This is a genomic window from Pseudomonas oleovorans subsp. oleovorans, assembly GCF_002197815.1.
Classification (GTDB): domain Bacteria; phylum Pseudomonadota; class Gammaproteobacteria; order Pseudomonadales; family Pseudomonadaceae; genus Aquipseudomonas; species Aquipseudomonas oleovorans.
This window is the reverse complement of sequence record NZ_NIUB01000061.1, coordinates 1-16,675: the sequence shown is the minus strand read 5'-3', so window position 1 is coordinate 16,675 and position 16,675 is coordinate 1. Positions and strand designations below refer to the sequence as shown.

The following is a 16,675-nucleotide window of genomic DNA, read 5'->3' as shown; positions in this document are numbered from 1 at the left end:
CCGAAAAAAAGCCGAGGAACAAGCCGCATCGTGACCGATGCGATTACAATCCAGAACCCGCGCAACCGGGGTGGAAGCACCGGTCACGTATTAGCGAAACGCTCGGTCACGTTCACCGAAATCCGCAGCTCGATTCAGGGGCTTGCGGAAAATGACACTAATTGCGGTCATTTCGACAGAAAATGCCATTTTATGTGGCTCAATCATGCCAATAATTGTGCCCATTTAACGCCTAAGTAATTGATTTATATAGGTTGAGGAATGACGCCTTTGTCGCCCCTCGACAGGTGCAAGCCGCCAAAGCGCTGATGGCGGGTTGCACCCGCCCTACAGAGGCGACAACTTATACCCTGTTAGGCGATTTTCCTAGCGATGACAATTCGCCAGTAAAATCAGCTAGATACAAGCAATAGTGGCGATTTGATTGTGTTTCGTACACAGCTTATCCACAGATCAGGCGGTTTCGCCCAGTCGGCTCAGCTGCGGCTCTTCGCCACGCAGTTCGGTCTGTTGCTGGCGTACCCAGTGAAAAGCACGTTCGTTGAGCTCGGCGATGGCACGCGGCCCTTCGCCTTCTGCGTACATCGGCTGGCCGATGATCACCTGGATAGTGCCCGGGCGCTTGCCCCAGCCGGCCTTGGGCCAGAACTCACCGGCGTTGTGGGCGATGGGCAGCACCGGCAGGCCGGCATTCACCGCCAGGGCAGTTCCACCACGGGAGAACTTGCCGATCTGGCCTGGCGGAATCCGCGTGCCTTCGGGGAACACCAGCACCCAGGCGCCCTGCTTGAGACGCTCGTCGCCCTGCTTGGCCAGTTGCTTGAGCGCGGCCTTGGGGTTGCTGCGGTCGATGGCGATGGGCTTGAGCAGCGCCATGCCCCAGCCGAAGAACGGCACGCGCAGCAGCTCGCGCTTGACCACCTGGCTGAGCGGCTCGAAATAGGCGGAGAGGAAGAAGGTTTCCCAGGTGCTCTGGTGGTTGGCGAGGATCACGCAGGGGCGCTCGGGAATGTTCTCCACGCCGCGCACTTCATAGCGGATACCGACGATCACCTTGGCCAGCCACACGGCGCAGTTGCACCAGGCCTGGACGACGAAGCGGTAGCGTTGGCGGAACGGCAGCAGCGGTGCGACCACCAGGCTGATCAGGCACCAGAAGAACGAGCTGGACGACAGCAGCAGGTAGAAAAGCGTGACTCTGAATGCCTGCACTAGCGCCATGAACCTTCACACCTTATGAGAGCAGTTGATCGGCGACAGCCGCCAGATCATCGAATACCAGGGTTCCTGGCGGCAGGGGCTTGGCCAGGGTTCGCTCGCCCTTGCCGGTTTTCACCAGCACAGGCTGACAATCGACGGCCAGCGCCGCCTGCAGGTCACCGCCGGTATCGCCGACGAACCAGATTCCTGGCAGATCCGTGGCGTAGTGCGCAGCAATCTGCCGGAGCATGCCTGGTTTCGGCTTGCGGCAGTCGCAGCCGTCGTCCGGCCCGTGCGGGCAATGCACGATCAGACCGACCTCACCGCCCTGCTCGGCCACCAGCTGGCGCAGGCGCGTGTGCATCGACTCCAGGGTCGCCAGGTCGTAATAGCCACGGGCGATGCCGGACTGGTTGGTGGCCACGGCCACTGTCCAGCCCGCCTTGGACAGGCGTGCGATAGCGGCGATCGACGAGGGGATCGGAATCCATTCGTCGAGCGTCTTGATATAGGCGTCGGAATCCTGGTTGATGACACCGTCGCGGTCGAGGATCAGTAGTTTCATTCAGTCGTTTCAGAGTCTGCCGTAGGAGCGAGCTCTGCTCGCGAACGCTTTCGCGCGCGGAGCTTGCTCCTACGAAGGCCTTAGCCCAGCACCGAAATATCCGCTACGCCGAGGAACAGCCCGCGCAGGCGAGCCAACAGGGCGTAACGGTTGGCGCGCACGCGCGCGTCTTCGGCATTGACCAGTACCGCCTCGAAGAAGGCGTCCACCGGCTCACGCAGGCTGGCAAGCTTGGCCAGGGCCTCGTTGTACTGGCGGGCGGCGGCCAGCGGCTGTACGGCCTGGTCGGCCTGCTGGATGGCGGCGTGCAGGGCGAACTCGCTGGGGTTGTCGAAGTAGTGCGCTTCGACCTGGGCGGCGACGCCACCTTCGGCCTTGCTCAGCAGGTTCGACACGCGCTTGTTGGCGGCGGCCAGGGCAGCAGCCTGCGGCAGTTTGCGGAAGGCCTGCACGGCCTGCACGCGCTGGTCGAAGTCCAGCGGCGAGGTCGGGCCCACCGCACGCACGGCCTGGTACACGGCGACTTCGATGCCTTCGTCTTCGTAGCGCGCACGCAGGCGGTCGAAGATGAACTCCAGCACCTGAGCTGCCAGACCGTCGGTCTTGATCTTGCCGGCATACTGGGCGACGGCGAAGTCGACCGCAGTGGCCAGGTCCAGATCCAGGCCCTTCTCGATCAGGATGCGCAGCACGCCGAGGGCGGCGCGGCGCAGGGCGTAGGGGTCTTTCGAGCCGGTCGGCAGCATGCCGATGCCGAAGATGCCGACCAGGGTGTCGAGCTTGTCGGCCACGGCCACGGCAGCACCGGTGAGGGTGCTCGGCAGTTCGGCACCAGCACCGCGCGGCATGTACTGCTCGTTCAGGGCCAGGGCGACGTCCTGCGGCTCACCGTCGCTGAGCGCGTAGTAGTAGCCGGCGATGCCCTGCATTTCGGGGAATTCGCCAACCATCTCGGTGGCCAGGTCGCATTTCGACAGCAGGCCGGCACGGGCGGCGCGCTGGGCGTCGCCACCGACTTCACGAGCGATAAAACCGGCGAGCGCCGATACCCGTTGGGCTTTTTCAAATACCGAACCCAGTTGTGCCTGGAACACCACGTTGGCCAGGCGCTGGTTGAAGCCTTCGAGCTTCTGCTTCTTGTCCTGCTTGAAGAAGAACTCGGCGTCGGTCAGGCGCGGACGCACCACCTTCTCGTTACCCGAGACGATCTGCGCCGGGTCCTTGGACTCGACGTTGGCCACGGTGATGAAGCGCGGCAGCAGCTTGCCGTTGCCATCGAGCAGGCAGAAGTACTTCTGGTTGTCCTGCATGGTGCTGATCAGTGCTTCCTGCGGCACCTCGAGGAAGCGCTCCTCGAAGGAGCAAACCAGCGGCACCGGCCATTCGACCAGGGCGGTCACTTCATCCAGCAGCGCCGGCGGCACGATAGCGCTGCCCTGCTCGGCCGCAGCCAGTTCGTCGACGCGGCGGCTGATGAGCTCGCGGCGTTCGGCGAAGTCGGCCAGCACATAGGCGCTACGCAGGTCTTCGGCGTAGTTGGCCGGACTGCTGATGCGTACGTCACGGTTGGCGTGGAAGCGGTGGCCACGGGACACGCGACCAGCCTTCTGCGCAAGGATCTCGCAGTCGACCACGGCGTCACCGAACAGCATCACCAGCCACTGGGTCGGGCGCACGAACTCGTCACGACGGGCGGCCCAGCGCATGCGTTTCGGGATCGGCAGGTCGTTCAGCGAGTCCTGCACGATGGTCGGCAGCAGGTTCACCGCCGGCTGGCCGGGGATGTGCTGGGCGAAACGCAGTTTCGCGCCGCTGCGGTCGATCTCGGCGATGTCCACGCCGCACTTGCGGGCGAAGCCCAGGGCGGCCTGGGTCGGGTTGCCGTCGGCGTCGAAGGCGGCCTGGATGGGTGGGCCGTCGAGGTTCATGCTGCGATCGGCCTGCTGTTCTTCGAGCTGCTCGACCAGCACCGCCAGGCGGCGCGGCGCGGCGTACACGCGGCTGGCGGCGTAGCCCAGGCCAGCGGCCTTGAGGCCTTTCTCGATACCGGCGAGGAAGGCGTCACCGAGGCTTTTCAGGGCTTTCGGTGGCAGCTCTTCGGTGCCCAGTTCGACCAGGAAATCTTGTGCACTCATGCTTGCGCCTCCAGGGTGTTGCCCAGTACTTCGTCTTGCAGGAGACCCGCATCCTTGAGCTTGGCCAGTACTTCGTCACGCAGTTCGGGGGTGGCCATGGGGAAGCCGAGCTTGGCGCGCGCCTGCAGGTAGCTCTGCGCCACGGCGCGCGCCAGGGTGCGCACGCGCAGGATGTACTGCTGACGTGCGGTCACCGAGATGGCACGGCGGGCGTCGAGCAGGTTGAAGGTGTGCGAGGCCTTGAGCACCATCTCGTAGGTCGGCAGCGGCAGCTCCAGCTCGATCAGGCGGTTGGCTTCGCTCTCGTAGAAATCGAACAGCTCGAACAGCTTCTCGACGTTGGCGTGCTCGAAGTTGTAGGTGGACTGCTCCACTTCGTTCTGGTGGAACACATCGCCATAGGTCACGGTGCCGAACGGGCCGTCGGTCCAGATCAGGTCGTAGACCGAGTCGACGCCCTGCAGGTACATGGCCAGGCGCTCCAGGCCGTAGGTGATCTCGCCGGTCACCGGGTAGCACTCGAGGCCACCGACTTGCTGGAAGTAGGTGAACTGGGTGACTTCCATGCCGTTGAGCCAGATTTCCCAGCCCAGACCCCAGGCACCGAGAGTCGGCGATTCCCAGTTGTCTTCGACGAAGCGGATGTCATGCACTTCCGGGTCGAGGCCGATGGCCTTGAGCGAACCCAGGTACAGCTCCTGGAAGTTCTCCGGGTTGGGCTTCAAGACCACCTGGAACTGGTAGTAGTGCTGCAGGCGGTTGGGGTTTTCGCCGTAGCGACCGTCGGTCGGGCGACGCGAAGGCTGCACGTAGGCGGCGTTCCAGGTCTCCGGGCCGACGGCGCGCAGGAAGGTGGCGGTGTGGAAGGTGCCGGCGCCCACTTCCATGTCGTAGGGTTGCAGCACCACGCAGCCCTGTTCGGCCCAGTAGTTCTGCAGGGCCAGGATCAGGTCCTGGAAGGTGCGCACGGCAGGCTTGTTCTGGCTCACGAAAAAATCACCTGTGGAGGCTTGCGAGGGAAAGCCGGGGAGTATATCGAAACTCGGCGCAGGCCGCAGGGTACGGCACATCGGCATCATCCGTGATGTATGTAGCTGTATTTATATCCAGCTGTTTTATGATTATAGTCGCTGCTTCATCCTGACCGAGGCTTTCCGCCATGCCCCGTTGCTTCTGGTGTACCGACGATCCGCTGTACCAGGCCTACCACGACGAGGAATGGGGCGTGCCGCAGCGCGATGCCCGGCATCTGTTCGAGATGCTGTTGCTCGAGGGCGCGCAGGCCGGCCTGTCGTGGATCACCGTGCTGAAGAAGCGCGAGCGTTATCGCCAGGTACTGCATGGCTTCGATCCCGAGCGTCTGGCCCGCCTCACTGACGAAGAGATCGAGGTGCTGATGCAGGACCCCGGGATCATCCGCAACCGCCTCAAACTCAAGGCTGTGCGGCAGAACGCCCAGGCCTGGCTGCAACTGGAGGATCCGGTGACCTGGCTCTGGTCGTTCGTTGGCGGCGCGCCGAAGATCAACCACTTCAGCGACCGCAGCCAGATGCTGGCAGTGACGCCCGAAGCCGAGGCGATGAGCAAGGCGCTGAAGAAGGCTGGCTTCACCTTCGTCGGGCCGACCATCTGCTATGCCTTCATGCAGGCCACGGGTATGGTGATGGATCACACCACCGACTGCGACCGTTATGCCCAACTGAAGGGCTCATGACCACCATCACCACCCTCGGTGAACTGCAGGCACTGTACGGCGAAAGTCACGAGCGCTCGCGGCGCAAGGAGCTGCCGCACCTGATCGAACCTTATCGTGCGCTGATCCAGGCCTCGCCCTTCGTGGTGTTGGCCAGCGCCGGCGCGGATGGCCTGGATTGCTCGCCGCGCGGTGATGCGCCGGGCTTCGTGCAGATTCTCGATGATCAGACCCTGCTGCTGCCGGATCGCCCTGGTAACAACCGCATCGATAGCCTGCGCAATATCGTCCTCAATCCGCAGGTGGCGCTGCTGTTCCTGATTCCCGGTGTGGGCGAGAGCCTGCGGGTCAACGGCCGCGCGGAAATCTCCCTCGATCCCGAGCTGCTCGAGCTGGGCCGCGTTCAGGGCAAGCTGCCGCGCAGCGTGCTGCGCATTCAGGTGCAGAGTTGCTATTTCCAGTGTGCCAAGGCGGCGCTGCGTTCGGGGCTATGGGATGCCGCGCGCCAGGTCGAGCGCGGCAGCCTGCCCAGCGCCGGTGATATCTTCCGCTGCATCGATGAAACCTTCGACGTCGCGGCCTATGAGCGCGACCTGCAACAGCGGCAGCGCACCAGCCTGTACTGACTGCATGGGCTCACGCCGTTACACTTGGCGCTTTTCTGAGCGGTGGAGTCTGTCGTGGAAAAACTCAAGGGCGCTCTGGTGGTGGGTTTCCTGCGCCTGTTCGCACTGCTGCCCTGGCGTGCGGTGCAGGCCGTGGGCAATGCCATCGGTTGGCTGATGTGGAAACTGCCGAACAGCTCGCGCGATGTCGTGCGCATCAACCTGAGCAAGTGCTTCCCCGAACTAAGCGAGGCCGAGCGCGAGCACCTGGTCGGGCAGAGCCTCAAGGACATCGGCAAGACCCTGACCGAAAGCGCCTGCGCCTGGATCTGGCCGGCGCAGAAGTCGCTCAAGCTGGTGCGCGAAGTGGAAGGTCTGGAGGTGCTGCAACAGGCGCTGGCCTCCGGCAAGGGCGTGGTCGGCATCACCAGCCATCTGGGCAACTGGGAAGTGCTCAACCACTTCTACTGCAACCAGTGCAAACCGATCATTTTCTACCGCCCACCGAAGCTCAAGGCGGTCGACGAGCTGCTGCAGCAGCAGCGCGTGCAGATGGGCAACCGCGTGGCGCCGTCGACCAAGGAAGGCATCCTCAGTGTCATCAAGGAAGTGCGCAAGGGCGGCGCCGTGGGCATTCCGGCCGACCCGGAGCCGAGCCGTTCGTCGGGGGTGTTCGTACCCTTCCTCGGCACCACCGCGCTGACCAGCAAGTTCGTCCCCGGCATGCTCACCGGCGGCAAGGCGGTCGGCGTGTTCCTGCATGCGCTGCGCCTGCCGGATGGCAGCGGCTACAAGGTGATCCTCGAGGCTGCCCCCGAAGGCATGTACAGCGAGAACGTCGAAGAAGGCGTGGCGGCGATGAGCGAAGTGGTGTCGCGTTACGTGCGTAACTACCCGAGCCAGTACATGTGGAGCATGAAGCGCTTCAAGAAGCGCCCCGAGGGCGAGGCCAAGTGGTACTGACGTACTGCCACAGAGCATGGTGATGAACGAAGGCGCCTCGATGGCGCCTTTTTTCTGTCGAGCGTTGGGAATTGCTTCGATTTTGCGTTATTAAAGGCTGCATCGTCCGCCTACCCCCGGAGCCTCCATGCCGAACCAGCGTCAGCAGGTGCGTACCCCGATGAAGTGCCGGATCAAGATCAGCCACCCCAGCTTCGGTGAGCTGCTGGCACAGACCCGTGACCTGTCCGACAGTGGTGTCTATGTGAAGCACCCGGACATGGCCAGCTTGTCGGTCGGCACCGAAGTGATTGGCCAGGTACAGGATCTACCTTTCCCCGCCCCGGTATTGAAGATGGAAGTGATGCGCGTGGATCCCGAAGGCGCCGGCCTGCGTTTTCTCGGCGAGGCCTGAACGGCGCCAGCCAGTTCGGACATTCGCAACGAGCGTTTCAGCTCAATGGAGCATTTTGTTACATCTACACTCTGATCTAGGCCTCACTCCGAGGTGGCGTCCATCAGAGGCGTTTTCGACATAAGTCGAGCGGTACCCGAACTCCCCGCCCAGGGCGCTGATTCGCCTGATCTTCTTCCTCCTTCACAACCCGGCTGGTTGCAACGCAACCGCCAACTGATCGGCCTCGGTCTTTCACTGTTGCTGTTCGGCGTGGCGCTGCTCGCCTGCTGGCATCTGGTGCGTGAAATCAACCCGGATCAGGTGCGCGAATCGCTGGCCGCTGTGCCGCCGCAGGCGCTGCTTGGTGCCCTGCTGGCGACCGTGCTGGGCTTTGCGGTAATGCTCGCCTACGAGTGGTCGGCCAGCCGCTACGCCAACGTCAACCTGCCGCCGCCGACCCTGGCGCTGGGCGGCTTCTGCGCCTTCGCCATCGGCAATGCCGTGGGCCTGTCGGCGTTGTCCGGCGGCTCGGTGCGTTATCGCCTGTATGGGCGCAACGGCCTTGGCGCGGGCGATGTGGCACGCATGAGCCTGTTCGCCAGCCTGTCGCTCGGCGTCAGCCTGCCGATCCTCGCAGCATTGGCGGCGCTGTTCGATCTCGAGGATGCCTCGGCCGCGCTGCGCCTGTCCGAGCCGGTGCTGGCGGCGTTGGCCGTCGTCGTGCTGGTCGCCGCCACGGCCGTGGTGCTGCTGGTCAGCCGCAAACGCCTGGCCGAGCGCCCCGCGCCCGGCTGCTGGCAGGTGGATCTGGGCCGTTTCAGTCTGCGTCTGCCAGGCCTACGCATGAGCCTGACGCAGCTGCTGATCAGCAGCCTCGACGTGCTGATCGCCGCCAGCGTGCTGTACCTGCTGCTGCCCGAGGCGCCGCCTTTTTCGTCCTTCGTGCTGATCTACATGCTGGCGCTGGCGGCCGGCGTACTGAGCCATGTGCCGGGCGGTGTCGGGGTCTTCGAGGCAGTGCTGCTGGCGGCCTTTTCCTCGCGCATCGACCCGGCCGGTCTGGTCACGGCGATGCTGCTCTATCGCCTGGTCTATGTGGTGCTACCGCTGGTGGCGGCCGGGCTCCTGCTGCTGGCTGCCGAGGCGCGCCGCTTGTGGTTCCCACGACAGGTGGCGCGCGTGGCCAGTGGTATGGCGGTGCCGCTGCTGGCGCTGCTGGTGTTCTGTGCCGGCATGGTGCTGCTGTTCTCCGGGGTGACGCCGACCGTGGACGAGCATCTGGAAGCGCTGGGCTTTCTCATGCCGCCGCAACTGATCGCCGCCTCGCACCTGGCGGCCAGCCTGGTCGGTACGCTTTGCCTGCTGCTGGCGCAAGGGCTGCGTCGTCGCTTGTCGGCGGCCTGGGCACTGACCCTGGTGCTGCTCTGCCTGGGTGTGGTGCTGTCATTGCTCAAGGGCTTCGACTGGCCGGAGGCCCTGGCCCTGGCGGCCATCGCCGCCTTGCTGGCACTGTTTCGGCGCGAGTTCTACCGGCGTAGCCGGTTGATGGACGTACCAGCATCCGGCCTGGTGCTGGCGGCCACGGTCGGGGTGATCGCTGCCTCGGTGTGGCTGCTGCTGTTCGTCTATCAGGATGTCGCCTACAGCCATCAGCTGTGGTGGCAGTTCGAGCTGGATGCCAATGCCCCGCGCGGCCTGCGTGCCGCACTGGGCAGCGCCCTGGTGCTCCTGGCCGTCGGCCTGACCTGGCTGCTGCGTGCCACGCCGCCAAGTATCAGCCTGCCGGACGAGGATGCGTTGCTGCGTGCCCGTGCCATCGTCCGAGCCTCACGCCAGCCTGAGGGTGGCCTGGCGCTGAGTGGTGACAAAGCGCTGCTGTTCCACCCCGACGGCGAGGCCTTCCTGATGTACGCCCGACGTGGACGCAGCCTGGTGGCGCTGTTCGATCCCATTGGCCCGCCGGCCGCCCGTGCCGAGCTGATCTGGCAGTTCCGTGACCTGTGTGACCGCCATCATGCGCGGCCGGTGTTCTACCAGGTGCGCGCGGAGAACCTGCCCGGCTATATCGACATCGGCCTGACCGCGCTGAAACTCGGCGAGGAAGCACTGGTGGATCTAAAGACCTTCGACCTGGCCAGCAATGGCAAGGAGATGAAGGCGCTGCGCTACACCTGGAACCGCGGCCAACGCGATGGCCTGAGCCTGGAATTCCATGCCCCCGGCCAGGTGCCGATGGCGGAGCTGCAGGCGATCTCCGACGCCTGGCTGCAGGGCAAGAACGTACGCGAGAAAGGCTTTTCCCTCGGCCGTTTCAGCCCTGAATACCTGGCACATTTTCGCGTCGTGGTGGTGCGTTTCGAAGGTCGCGGGGTGGCCTTCGCCAACCTGCTGGAATGCGAGACACGCGCTGTGGCCAGCCTCGACCTGATGCGTGTGCTGCCGGATGCGCCGAAGTCGACCATGGAGTTCCTCATGCTCGGCCTGATCCAGCAATTCCAGAGCGAGGGCTATGCACGCTTCAGCCTCGGCATGGTGCCCCTGGCCGGCCTGCAAACGCGCAAGGGGGCGCCGCTGCCATTGCGCCTGGGTGCGCTGGTGTTCGACCGTGGCGAGAATTTCTACAACTTCCAGGGCCTGCGTCGTTTCAAGGATAAATTCCTGCCGCAGTGGGAGCCACGTTACCTGGCCGTGCCGGCCGGGATCGATCCCTGGGTGGCATTGGCCGACACCGCCGCGCTGATCGCAGGCGGCCTGGGTGGACTGGTAAGGCGTTGAGATGAGCAGGACGACAAGGACGCTGGGTGGGTTGTTGCTGGTTACGGCTCTGGCTGCAGGCGCTGTGGGTTGGTGGTGGTCGATGCGTGCGCTACCGCATCTGCAGACGGTGCAGATACAGGGCACCTCGGCGCAACTGCTGAGCCAGGGCGAAGCGCGTCAGCGTGTGCTGCTGCTCGCGCCGGCCGACCAGGCGCTGGATGAAACCACGCTACGCCGTTTTGCCGAGGGCGGCGATCTGCGCCTGCTGCAATTGCCCTTCGTCGCGGGCGACTGCAAGGCGCAACAGCAACTGATCAGCCAGGCCAGCGAGGAGCTGGGCGGCGCGCCGACACTGGTGGCCGGTATCGGCCCGGCAGCAGCCTCGGCCTGGCGCTGGCTGGCGGCGCAGCGCGACGATCAGGCCCAGGCGCTGTCGGTCGGCTTCGACCTGGCCAAGCCCGATTGCGCCGCGCCGCTGCCACAAAGGGCGGAGCACGGTCACTGGATCGCCCTGTGGAACGACAACCCGGGCGATGACAACGCGCGGTTTTTGCGGGAGCAGGGTAACGGCGAGCCGCGGATCGGCGCGCTGGGTACGCCGCTGCCGACTCTGCTGGCCGATCAACTACAGCACCTGCTCGCCGGACAAGGTGCGGCGATGCCGGTGATCGAGCACCCCTCTGCGCAACCGGCAGATACCCTGACCCTGTTCTATTCCGGCGATGGTGGCTGGCGCGATCTGGACCGTGCGTCCGCCGAGCACATGGCCGCAGCCGGTTATCCGGTGGTTGGCATCGACACCCTGCGTTACTACTGGCAGCACAAGAGCCCGGAACAGAGCGCCGCCGACTTGTCGCGGCTGATGCAGCAGTACCGCGACAAGTGGCATATCAAGCGTTTCGTGCTGGCCGGCTACTCCTTTGGCGCCGACGTGCTGCCGGCGATCTACAACCGCCTGCCGGCCAGTGATCAGCAGCAGGTCGACGCCATGCTGCTGCTGGCCTTCGCCCGCACTGGCAGTTTCGAGATCGCTGTCAGCGGCTGGCTCGGCAAGGATGGCGCGGAGGCACCGATCGGCCCCGAACTGCGCAAGGTGCCGGCGGCCAAGGTGTATTGCATCTACGGCAGCGAGGAAGCGGCCGAAAGCGGCTGCACTGAAGCCGGTGCCCCGGGGGAGCGCCTGGTGATCGAGGGCGGGCACCACTTCGATGGTGATTACGCCGCGCTGGCAGAGAAGATGCTGGCGGCGATCAAGGCGCGGCAGCCGCGTTAGTCTCGCTGACGCATGCCAATGGATTGCCCTGATTCTGTAGGAGCGGATTCATCCGCGAAAAATCGCGGCTAAAGCCGCTCCTACAAGATTGCGCGCAGCAGGGCCTGAACCTGCCTCAATTGGCCTCGTTCACCGCACTCAGAAACGCCTTCGTCCGCTCCTGCTGCGGGTTGCCGAACAGCTGATCCGGCGTGCCCTGCTCATGGATGCAGCCCTGGTGGAAGAAGCACACGCGGTCGGCGAACTCGCGGGCGAAACCCATCTGGTGGGTGACCATCAGCATGGTCAGGTTGTGCTCGCTGCCGAGGCGGCGAATCACGTTGAGCACTTCGCCGCACAGCTCGGGGTCGAGCGCCGAGGTTACTTCGTCGAACAGCATCACCTTGGGCCGCATCGCCAGGGCGCGGGCGATGGCCACGCGCTGCTGCTGACCACCCGACAGCTGCGACGGAAAATGGCGCAGCTTTTCGCCCAGGCCGACCATCGCCAGCAGGTCCTCGGCGCGTTCGGTGGCTTCCTTCCTGCCCATGCCGAGCACCTGCATCGGCGCCTCGATCACGTTCTGCAGCGCGCACATGTGCGGGAACAGGTTGAAGCTCTGGAACACCATGCCGATCTTGCCGCGCACCTTGCGCTGGTGGCTGGCGCTGGCCGGCACCAGGCGACCATCGCGGGTGGGCATGTGGGTTAGCGGCTCGTCATCGACGCAAATCACGCCTTCGTCGATGCTCTCCAGGGTCATCAGCGCGCGCAGCAAGGTCGACTTGCCCGAGCCGCTGGGGCCGATGATCGCCACCTTCTCGCCAGCGGCGACGTCCAGGTTGAGCTTGTTGAGCACGGTGAGGTTGCCGTAACGCTTGGTCACGTCGGTGAAGCGGACGATGGGCTGGGGCATGGAGGAACTCCCTGCGGCGTCTGTAGAGTTGAGAAAAGCAGTCATCGGGCAGTGACCTCCAGCCGATCTTCCACGCGCCGCACGCACCAGGCCAGGGCCAGGCTGAGCAGCAGGAAGAAAAGACCGACCATGGTGATGGGCTCGAGGTAGCGGAAGCTCTCCGAGCCGATGTTCTTGGCCTGCTGCATGATTTCCACCACGGTGATGGCCGACAGCACCGGGGTGTCCTTGAGCATGGCCACCAGGTAGTTGCCCAGCGCCGGCAGGATCGGCCGCAGCGCCTGCGGCAGGATGATCTGCCGATAAGCCGACAGCGGCGACATGTTCAGCGCCGTCACCGCTTCCCACTGGCCACGCGGCACGGCATCCAGCCCGGCGCGATAGACCTCGGCGGTGTAGCAGGCGTAGTGCAGGGCGATACCGAGGATGCCCGCCTGCAGCGCAGTGAGGTTCAGCCCGTAGTTGGGGAACACGTAGAACAGGAAGTACACCTGGATCAGCAGCGGCGTGCTGCGGATGAACTCGATCAGCCCGGCCACCGGCCAGGACAACCACAGGTGCTTGCTGCGTCGGGCGATGGCCAATAGCAGGCCGACGACGATGGCGATGGCGAAGCCGGCGAAAGTGATCAGCAGGGTATTGAGCGATGCCTTGAGCAGATCCGGGAGGATGCTCAGGGCGAAATCCCAGTCGAAGAAATTCATTGCAGACCTCCGCGCATCCGGCCACGGCTCAGGCGTTTTTCCAGCAGGCGCATGCCGAGGTTGATCACCTGGGCCATAAGGAAATACAGCAGCAGGGCCAGAGCGAAGATCTCCAGGGTCATGAAGGTCGCCTGATCCAGCTGGCGAGCACGGAAGGCCAGGTCAGACAGGGTGATCAGCGACACCAGCGAGGTGTTCTTCAGCAGCTCGATCAGCAGGTTGGTGCCCGGCGGAATCGCTGCCAGCAGCGCCTGCGGCAGGATGATGCGCAGGAAGCGTTTCGAGGGTCGCATGTTCAGCGCGGTGCAGGCCTCGTACTGACCCTTGGCCACCGAGCGGATGGCGCCGCGCATCACTTCTGCGCCATAGGCGCCGATGTGCAGGCCGAGGCCGACGATGGCCACTGTGAAGGCGCTCATCTCGACGTTGAACGGTGGCATCGGCAGCACGAAATACAGCCAGAACAGTTGCACCAGCAGCGAGGTGCCGCGAAAGATTTCGATGTAAGTGATGGCCAGCCAGCGCAGCGGGCGAATCGGCGACAGCCTGCCCAGGGCAGCGATCACCGCGCTGGCGATGGCCAGCAGCGAGCCCCAGAAGGTGACTTGCACGGTGACCCAGGCGCCTTGCAGCAGCAGGGGGAGAAGATCGGTCATGGATGTCTACCGCTCTATGCACAGAAGTGCGCCACGCACCGGAGTGCGCGGCGTTGTCCGTCCATTACTGGCCGCAGAGTTCGGCGGCGGTCTTGTCGGTGATGTTGGACTGGTCGAAGCCGAAGGGCTTGACCGTGGCCAGATGCTCTTCGCTGCCCAGCCACTTTTTCAGCTCGGCATTCACTGCATCGCGCAGCTCCTTGTCTTCCGGACGGAAGGCCAGGGCGCCATAGCCAGTGTGGGCCGGGTCGTCCTTGAATTCGGCGATGGCTTCGACGCTGTCGCCACCCTTGTCGGCCAGGCCCTTCATGGTCAGCTGGGTGCCGACTGCAGCGTCGGCGCGACCGGCGCGCACGGCTTGCAACTGCGCGGTGGTGTCCGGCACCTGGAGGATCTGATCGTCGCTGATACCGGAATTACGGGCATAACCCAGGTTCACCGTGCCGGACATGATCGCCACCTTGGCACCGCTCTTGGCGATGTCTTCGTAGCTGTGCAGGTTCTTCGGGTTACCGGCCTTGGTCAGCAGCGTATCGGGCAACTGGTAGTGCGGGTCGGTGAACAGCACCTGCTTGCAGCGCTCGGGGGTGATGTACATGCCGGCGGCGATCAGGTCGAAGCGGCTGGCGCGCAGGCCGGGGATCAGCGAGCCCCATTCGGTGAGCACCGGGTTGATCTTCTCGACGCCCATGCGCTCGAAGATCTTCTTGACGATCTCCGGCGACTCGCCGGTGACGCTGCCGTCGAGGGCGGTGTAGGCGAAGGGGGTTTCGTTGGCGTAGCCGATGCGCACGCTGCTGCTGTCCTTGACCTTGTCCAGGGTCGAGGCCTGGGCGCCGGCAGCGAAACCGGTGAGCAGGGCGACAGCCAGCGCGAGGCGGCCGAAGCGGGAGGGGATAACGCTACTCATCTTGGTGTTCTCCTGTTTCTTGTAGTCCGCCAGTGGCGGCATGCTGTGTTAGGAGGCAGGTAAATCAAGAGCGTTGGTGCGCAGTAGGCCTGCGCCGGGTGGTGTTCTTTTGAGTTGCCTGAGGCACTGTTTTCCACCCTTGGCCCGAGCATACAAAGGCTTTTTTGGCTACGGCATTGCACTAGGACAATTGAATCGTAACGCCTCACGCGGGATGCTTGAACGCAGTCGCCGGAGGAGCCATCGATGCACAACTGGAAGAAGGCCCTGGCTAACGCTCGCCCGGGCGAATCGAAGTACAAGCTACTGGTCCAGGCAGTCGCCGCCGATATCGAACAGGGTACCCTGATCGATGGCCAGCGGCTGCCACCGCAACGTCAGGTCTCCGATGCGCTGGGTATCAGCGTGCAGACCGTGACCAACGCCTATAAGGAGCTGGAGCGCCAGGGCCGTGTGCGCTGCGAAGTGGGCCGTGGCAGTTTCGTTTCGCGGCGCACCAGCGAGCGGGTGGCCACCAGCATGCTCGATCAAACCGAGCAGGCGCTGATGGACTTTTCCAACGCGCGCATCCTGCACACCGATGCTCATGATCGCCTGTGGCGACAGACCTGCCTGGAGCTGGCGCAGGAGGCGGATCAGCCGTGGATTCACGCCTTCCGCCCGATAGCCGGCATGCAGCACCAGCGCGAGTCGGCAGTGCGCTGGCTGGCGCGCCTGGGTATGGATGTCGGCATCGAGGATGTACTGCTGACCAGCGGCGCCGCCCACGGTATTTTCCTCGCCTTGGCGACCCTGGCCGGCCCGGATGACGTGGTGCTCTGCGAAGGCTTGACCGACCACGGTGCCATTGGCAGTTCGCAGGTGCTTGGCTTCACCCTCAAGGGCCTGGAGATGGATCGCTACGGCCTGAACCCCGAGCACTTCGAGGACATGTGCGGCAACGAACGCATCACTGCGCTGGTCTGCACGCCCAACCTGAACAACCCCACCAGCGCGCTGATGCCCGACGAGCGCCGCCGCGAGATCGCCGAGATCGCCCGCCGCTATGGCGTGTACATCATCGAGGACGACGTCTACGGCCCGCTGCTGGCCGGCCAGCAGGCCACGCGTCCGCTCAGTCACTACGCGCCGGAGCTGTCGTTCTACTGCACCAGCATGACCAAGTCGGTGCTCACCGGCCTGCGCATCGGTTATCTGGTGATGCCCAAGCGCCTGGCCCTGCGCACCGAGAGCATCCTGCGGGTCAACAGCTGGATGGCGCCGTCGCTGCTCGGTGAGATCGCCACGCGCTGGATCGACTCCGGTGAGGCCGAGGACCTGGTGCAACTGCAGCGGCAATTGCTGGCCAACCGGCAGGCACTGGTGGAGCAGGAGCTGGGCGAGCACCTGATCGGCAATCACCCCTATTCGCTCAACAGCTGGCTGCGCGTGCCCGAAGGCTGGGAGACCGATGGCCTGCTGCGCGAGCTGCGTCGGCGCAACGTCGCGCTGACCCTGCCCGACCCCTTCGTCCCGCCCGGCATGCCACGGCCGCGAGCGGTGCGCCTGTGCGTCGGCGCCGAATGCAGCGAAGCGAAGATGCGCCAGGGCGTGCAGATCGTGCGTGACGTGTTCGAGCAGTACCCGAAGGTGCATGATTTTTAGCTCTGTCGAAGAGCTTCGCGGCTGAAGCCGCTCCCACAATTTTATCCGCCATACCGATCAGCCCCCTCTCCCGCTTGCGGGAGAGGGCTGGGGAGAGGGGCTTTGTAGCCCAATGAGATGGACTCCTCCCTCCTACGGCGTCATTGCGCCAGACTGAAGGTTACGAAACAAACAATCCCGGAGGGGGAGCCCGCATGAAACTTAAACGCATAGGCGTGGATTTGGCAAAGCAGGTTTTTCAAGTTCATGGTGTCGACAGCCATGAGCAGGTCAAATGCCGCAAGCAACTCAAACGGCAT

16 protein-coding genes and 1 pseudogene are annotated in these 16,675 nt (G+C 64.4%); 9 read left to right on the top strand and 8 right to left on the bottom strand.

What is annotated here, in order from left to right; all coding sequences use genetic code 11:
* A partial coding sequence (locus PSOLE_RS24015) for a hypothetical protein (protein ID WP_211281485.1) occupies positions 1–240 on the top strand: 240 nt, incomplete at its 5' end.
* A 213-nt stretch (positions 241–453) separates the two neighbouring features.
* Here the strand turns inward: PSOLE_RS24015 and PSOLE_RS22525 are convergent.
* The 4 genes from PSOLE_RS22525 to glyQ all read right to left on the bottom strand — a co-directional run bounded on the left by PSOLE_RS22525 (position 454) and on the right by glyQ (position 4,889).
* Positions 454–1,221, bottom strand: coding sequence for a lysophospholipid acyltransferase family protein (locus PSOLE_RS22525; RefSeq protein WP_074861084.1), 768 nt, complete (start codon positions 1,219–1,221; stop codon positions 454–456).
* A 13-nt stretch (positions 1,222–1,234) separates the two neighbouring features.
* A complete protein-coding gene (gene gmhB, locus PSOLE_RS22520) occupies positions 1,235–1,765 on the bottom strand; it encodes a D-glycero-beta-D-manno-heptose 1,7-bisphosphate 7-phosphatase (protein WP_074861086.1) in 531 nt (176 codons plus the stop codon).
* A gap of 80 nt (positions 1,766–1,845) precedes the next feature.
* Entirely contained in the window at positions 1,846–3,900 is a 2,055-nt protein-coding gene (gene glyS / locus PSOLE_RS22515) for a glycine--tRNA ligase subunit beta (RefSeq protein WP_003458474.1), read from the bottom strand.
* Positions 3,897–4,889 (bottom strand): glycine--tRNA ligase subunit alpha, encoded by a 993-nt coding sequence (glyQ, locus tag PSOLE_RS22510; RefSeq protein ID WP_045107769.1) that lies wholly within the window; start codon positions 4,887–4,889, stop codon positions 3,897–3,899. The genes glyS and glyQ overlap by 4 nt, the downstream gene beginning before the upstream one ends.
* A 170-nt stretch (positions 4,890–5,059) precedes the next feature.
* Here glyQ and PSOLE_RS22505 point away from each other — a divergent pair, with 170 nt between their 5' ends.
* The 6 genes from PSOLE_RS22505 (at position 5,060) to PSOLE_RS22480 (ending at position 11,567) form a co-directional block, all read left to right on the top strand.
* Positions 5,060–5,614, top strand: coding sequence for a DNA-3-methyladenine glycosylase I (locus PSOLE_RS22505; RefSeq protein ID WP_003458479.1), 555 nt, complete (start codon positions 5,060–5,062; stop codon positions 5,612–5,614).
* Entirely contained in the window at positions 5,611–6,219 is a 609-nt protein-coding gene (locus tag PSOLE_RS22500) for a pyridoxamine 5'-phosphate oxidase family protein (RefSeq protein WP_003458481.1), read from the top strand. The genes PSOLE_RS22505 and PSOLE_RS22500 overlap by 4 nt, the downstream gene beginning before the upstream one ends.
* A 54-nt stretch (positions 6,220–6,273) precedes the next feature.
* Positions 6,274–7,161 carry a lysophospholipid acyltransferase gene (locus tag PSOLE_RS22495; protein WP_074861089.1) on the top strand — a complete coding sequence of 296 codons (888 nt, stop codon included), beginning with the start codon at positions 6,274–6,276 and terminating at the stop codon, positions 7,159–7,161.
* 127 nt (positions 7,162–7,288) lie between these two features.
* A complete protein-coding gene (locus PSOLE_RS22490; protein ID WP_003458486.1) occupies positions 7,289–7,555 on the top strand; it encodes a PilZ domain-containing protein in 267 nt (88 codons plus the stop codon).
* 120 nt (positions 7,556–7,675) lie between these two features.
* Positions 7,676–10,312: a bifunctional lysylphosphatidylglycerol flippase/synthetase MprF gene (gene mprF / locus PSOLE_RS22485; RefSeq protein WP_074861100.1), complete on the top strand. Its 2,637-nt coding sequence runs from the start codon at positions 7,676–7,678 to the stop codon at positions 10,310–10,312.
* 1 nt (position 10,313) lies between these two features.
* On the top strand, positions 10,314–11,567 hold the full coding sequence (locus tag PSOLE_RS22480) for a virulence factor family protein (RefSeq protein ID WP_371821470.1): 1,254 nt from the start codon (positions 10,314–10,316) through the stop codon (positions 11,565–11,567).
* Between the two features lie 115 nt (positions 11,568–11,682).
* On the opposite strand, the gene ehuA is transcribed toward PSOLE_RS22480, so the two are convergent.
* From ehuA to ehuB, 4 genes are all read right to left on the bottom strand, one after another.
* The gene (gene ehuA / locus PSOLE_RS22475) at positions 11,683–12,462 is read right to left on the bottom strand and encodes an ectoine/hydroxyectoine ABC transporter ATP-binding protein EhuA (protein WP_088339358.1); all 780 of its coding nucleotides are present in this window, start codon (positions 12,460–12,462) and stop codon (positions 11,683–11,685) included.
* 41 nt (positions 12,463–12,503) lie between these two features.
* Positions 12,504–13,166 (bottom strand): ectoine/hydroxyectoine ABC transporter permease subunit EhuD, encoded by a 663-nt coding sequence (gene ehuD / locus PSOLE_RS22470; protein ID WP_072425130.1) that lies wholly within the window; start codon positions 13,164–13,166, stop codon positions 12,504–12,506.
* Positions 13,163–13,822 (bottom strand): ectoine/hydroxyectoine ABC transporter permease subunit EhuC, encoded by a 660-nt coding sequence (gene ehuC, locus PSOLE_RS22465; RefSeq protein WP_074861096.1) that lies wholly within the window; start codon positions 13,820–13,822, stop codon positions 13,163–13,165. Before ehuC ends, ehuD begins: the two co-directional genes overlap by 4 nt.
* A gap of 64 nt (positions 13,823–13,886) precedes the next feature.
* The gene (ehuB, locus tag PSOLE_RS22460; protein ID WP_074861102.1) at positions 13,887–14,732 is read right to left on the bottom strand and encodes an ectoine/hydroxyectoine ABC transporter substrate-binding protein EhuB; all 846 of its coding nucleotides are present in this window, start codon (positions 14,730–14,732) and stop codon (positions 13,887–13,889) included.
* Between the two features lie 246 nt (positions 14,733–14,978).
* Between ehuB and ehuR the strand changes: the two genes are divergently transcribed.
* Entirely contained in the window at positions 14,979–16,376 is a 1,398-nt protein-coding gene (gene ehuR, locus PSOLE_RS22455; protein ID WP_074861098.1) for a MocR-like ectoine utilization transcription factor EhuR, read from the top strand.
* Positions 16,377–16,570: 194 nt separating this feature from the next.
* A pseudogene (locus PSOLE_RS24010) lies at positions 16,571–16,675 on the top strand (IS110 family transposase); the annotation flags it as partial.

Excerpts from the sequence above, each read along its gene's own strand:
- PSOLE_RS22525 (WP_074861084.1), bottom strand. The coding sequence starts at position 1,221 with ATGGCGCTAGTGCAGGCATTCAGAGTCACGCTTTTCTACCTGCTGCTG.
- gmhB (WP_074861086.1), bottom strand. The coding sequence starts at position 1,765 with ATGAAACTACTGATCCTCGACCGCGACGGTGTCATCAACCAGGATTCC.
- glyS (WP_003458474.1), bottom strand. The coding sequence starts at position 3,900 with ATGAGTGCACAAGATTTCCTGGTCGAACTGGGCACCGAAGAGCTGCCA.
- PSOLE_RS22505 (WP_003458479.1), top strand. The coding sequence starts at position 5,060 with ATGCCCCGTTGCTTCTGGTGTACCGACGATCCGCTGTACCAGGCCTAC.
- PSOLE_RS22500 (WP_003458481.1), top strand. The coding sequence starts at position 5,611 with ATGACCACCATCACCACCCTCGGTGAACTGCAGGCACTGTACGGCGAA.
- PSOLE_RS22490 (WP_003458486.1), top strand. The coding sequence starts at position 7,289 with ATGCCGAACCAGCGTCAGCAGGTGCGTACCCCGATGAAGTGCCGGATC.
- PSOLE_RS22480 (WP_371821470.1), top strand. The coding sequence starts at position 10,314 with ATGAGCAGGACGACAAGGACGCTGGGTGGGTTGTTGCTGGTTACGGCT.
- ehuA (WP_088339358.1), bottom strand. The coding sequence starts at position 12,462 with ATGCCCCAGCCCATCGTCCGCTTCACCGACGTGACCAAGCGTTACGGC.
- ehuD (WP_072425130.1), bottom strand. The coding sequence starts at position 13,166 with ATGAATTTCTTCGACTGGGATTTCGCCCTGAGCATCCTCCCGGATCTG.
- ehuC (WP_074861096.1), bottom strand. The coding sequence starts at position 13,822 with ATGACCGATCTTCTCCCCCTGCTGCTGCAAGGCGCCTGGGTCACCGTG.
- ehuB (WP_074861102.1), bottom strand. The coding sequence starts at position 14,732 with ATGAGTAGCGTTATCCCCTCCCGCTTCGGCCGCCTCGCGCTGGCTGTC.
- ehuR (WP_074861098.1), top strand. The coding sequence starts at position 14,979 with ATGCACAACTGGAAGAAGGCCCTGGCTAACGCTCGCCCGGGCGAATCG.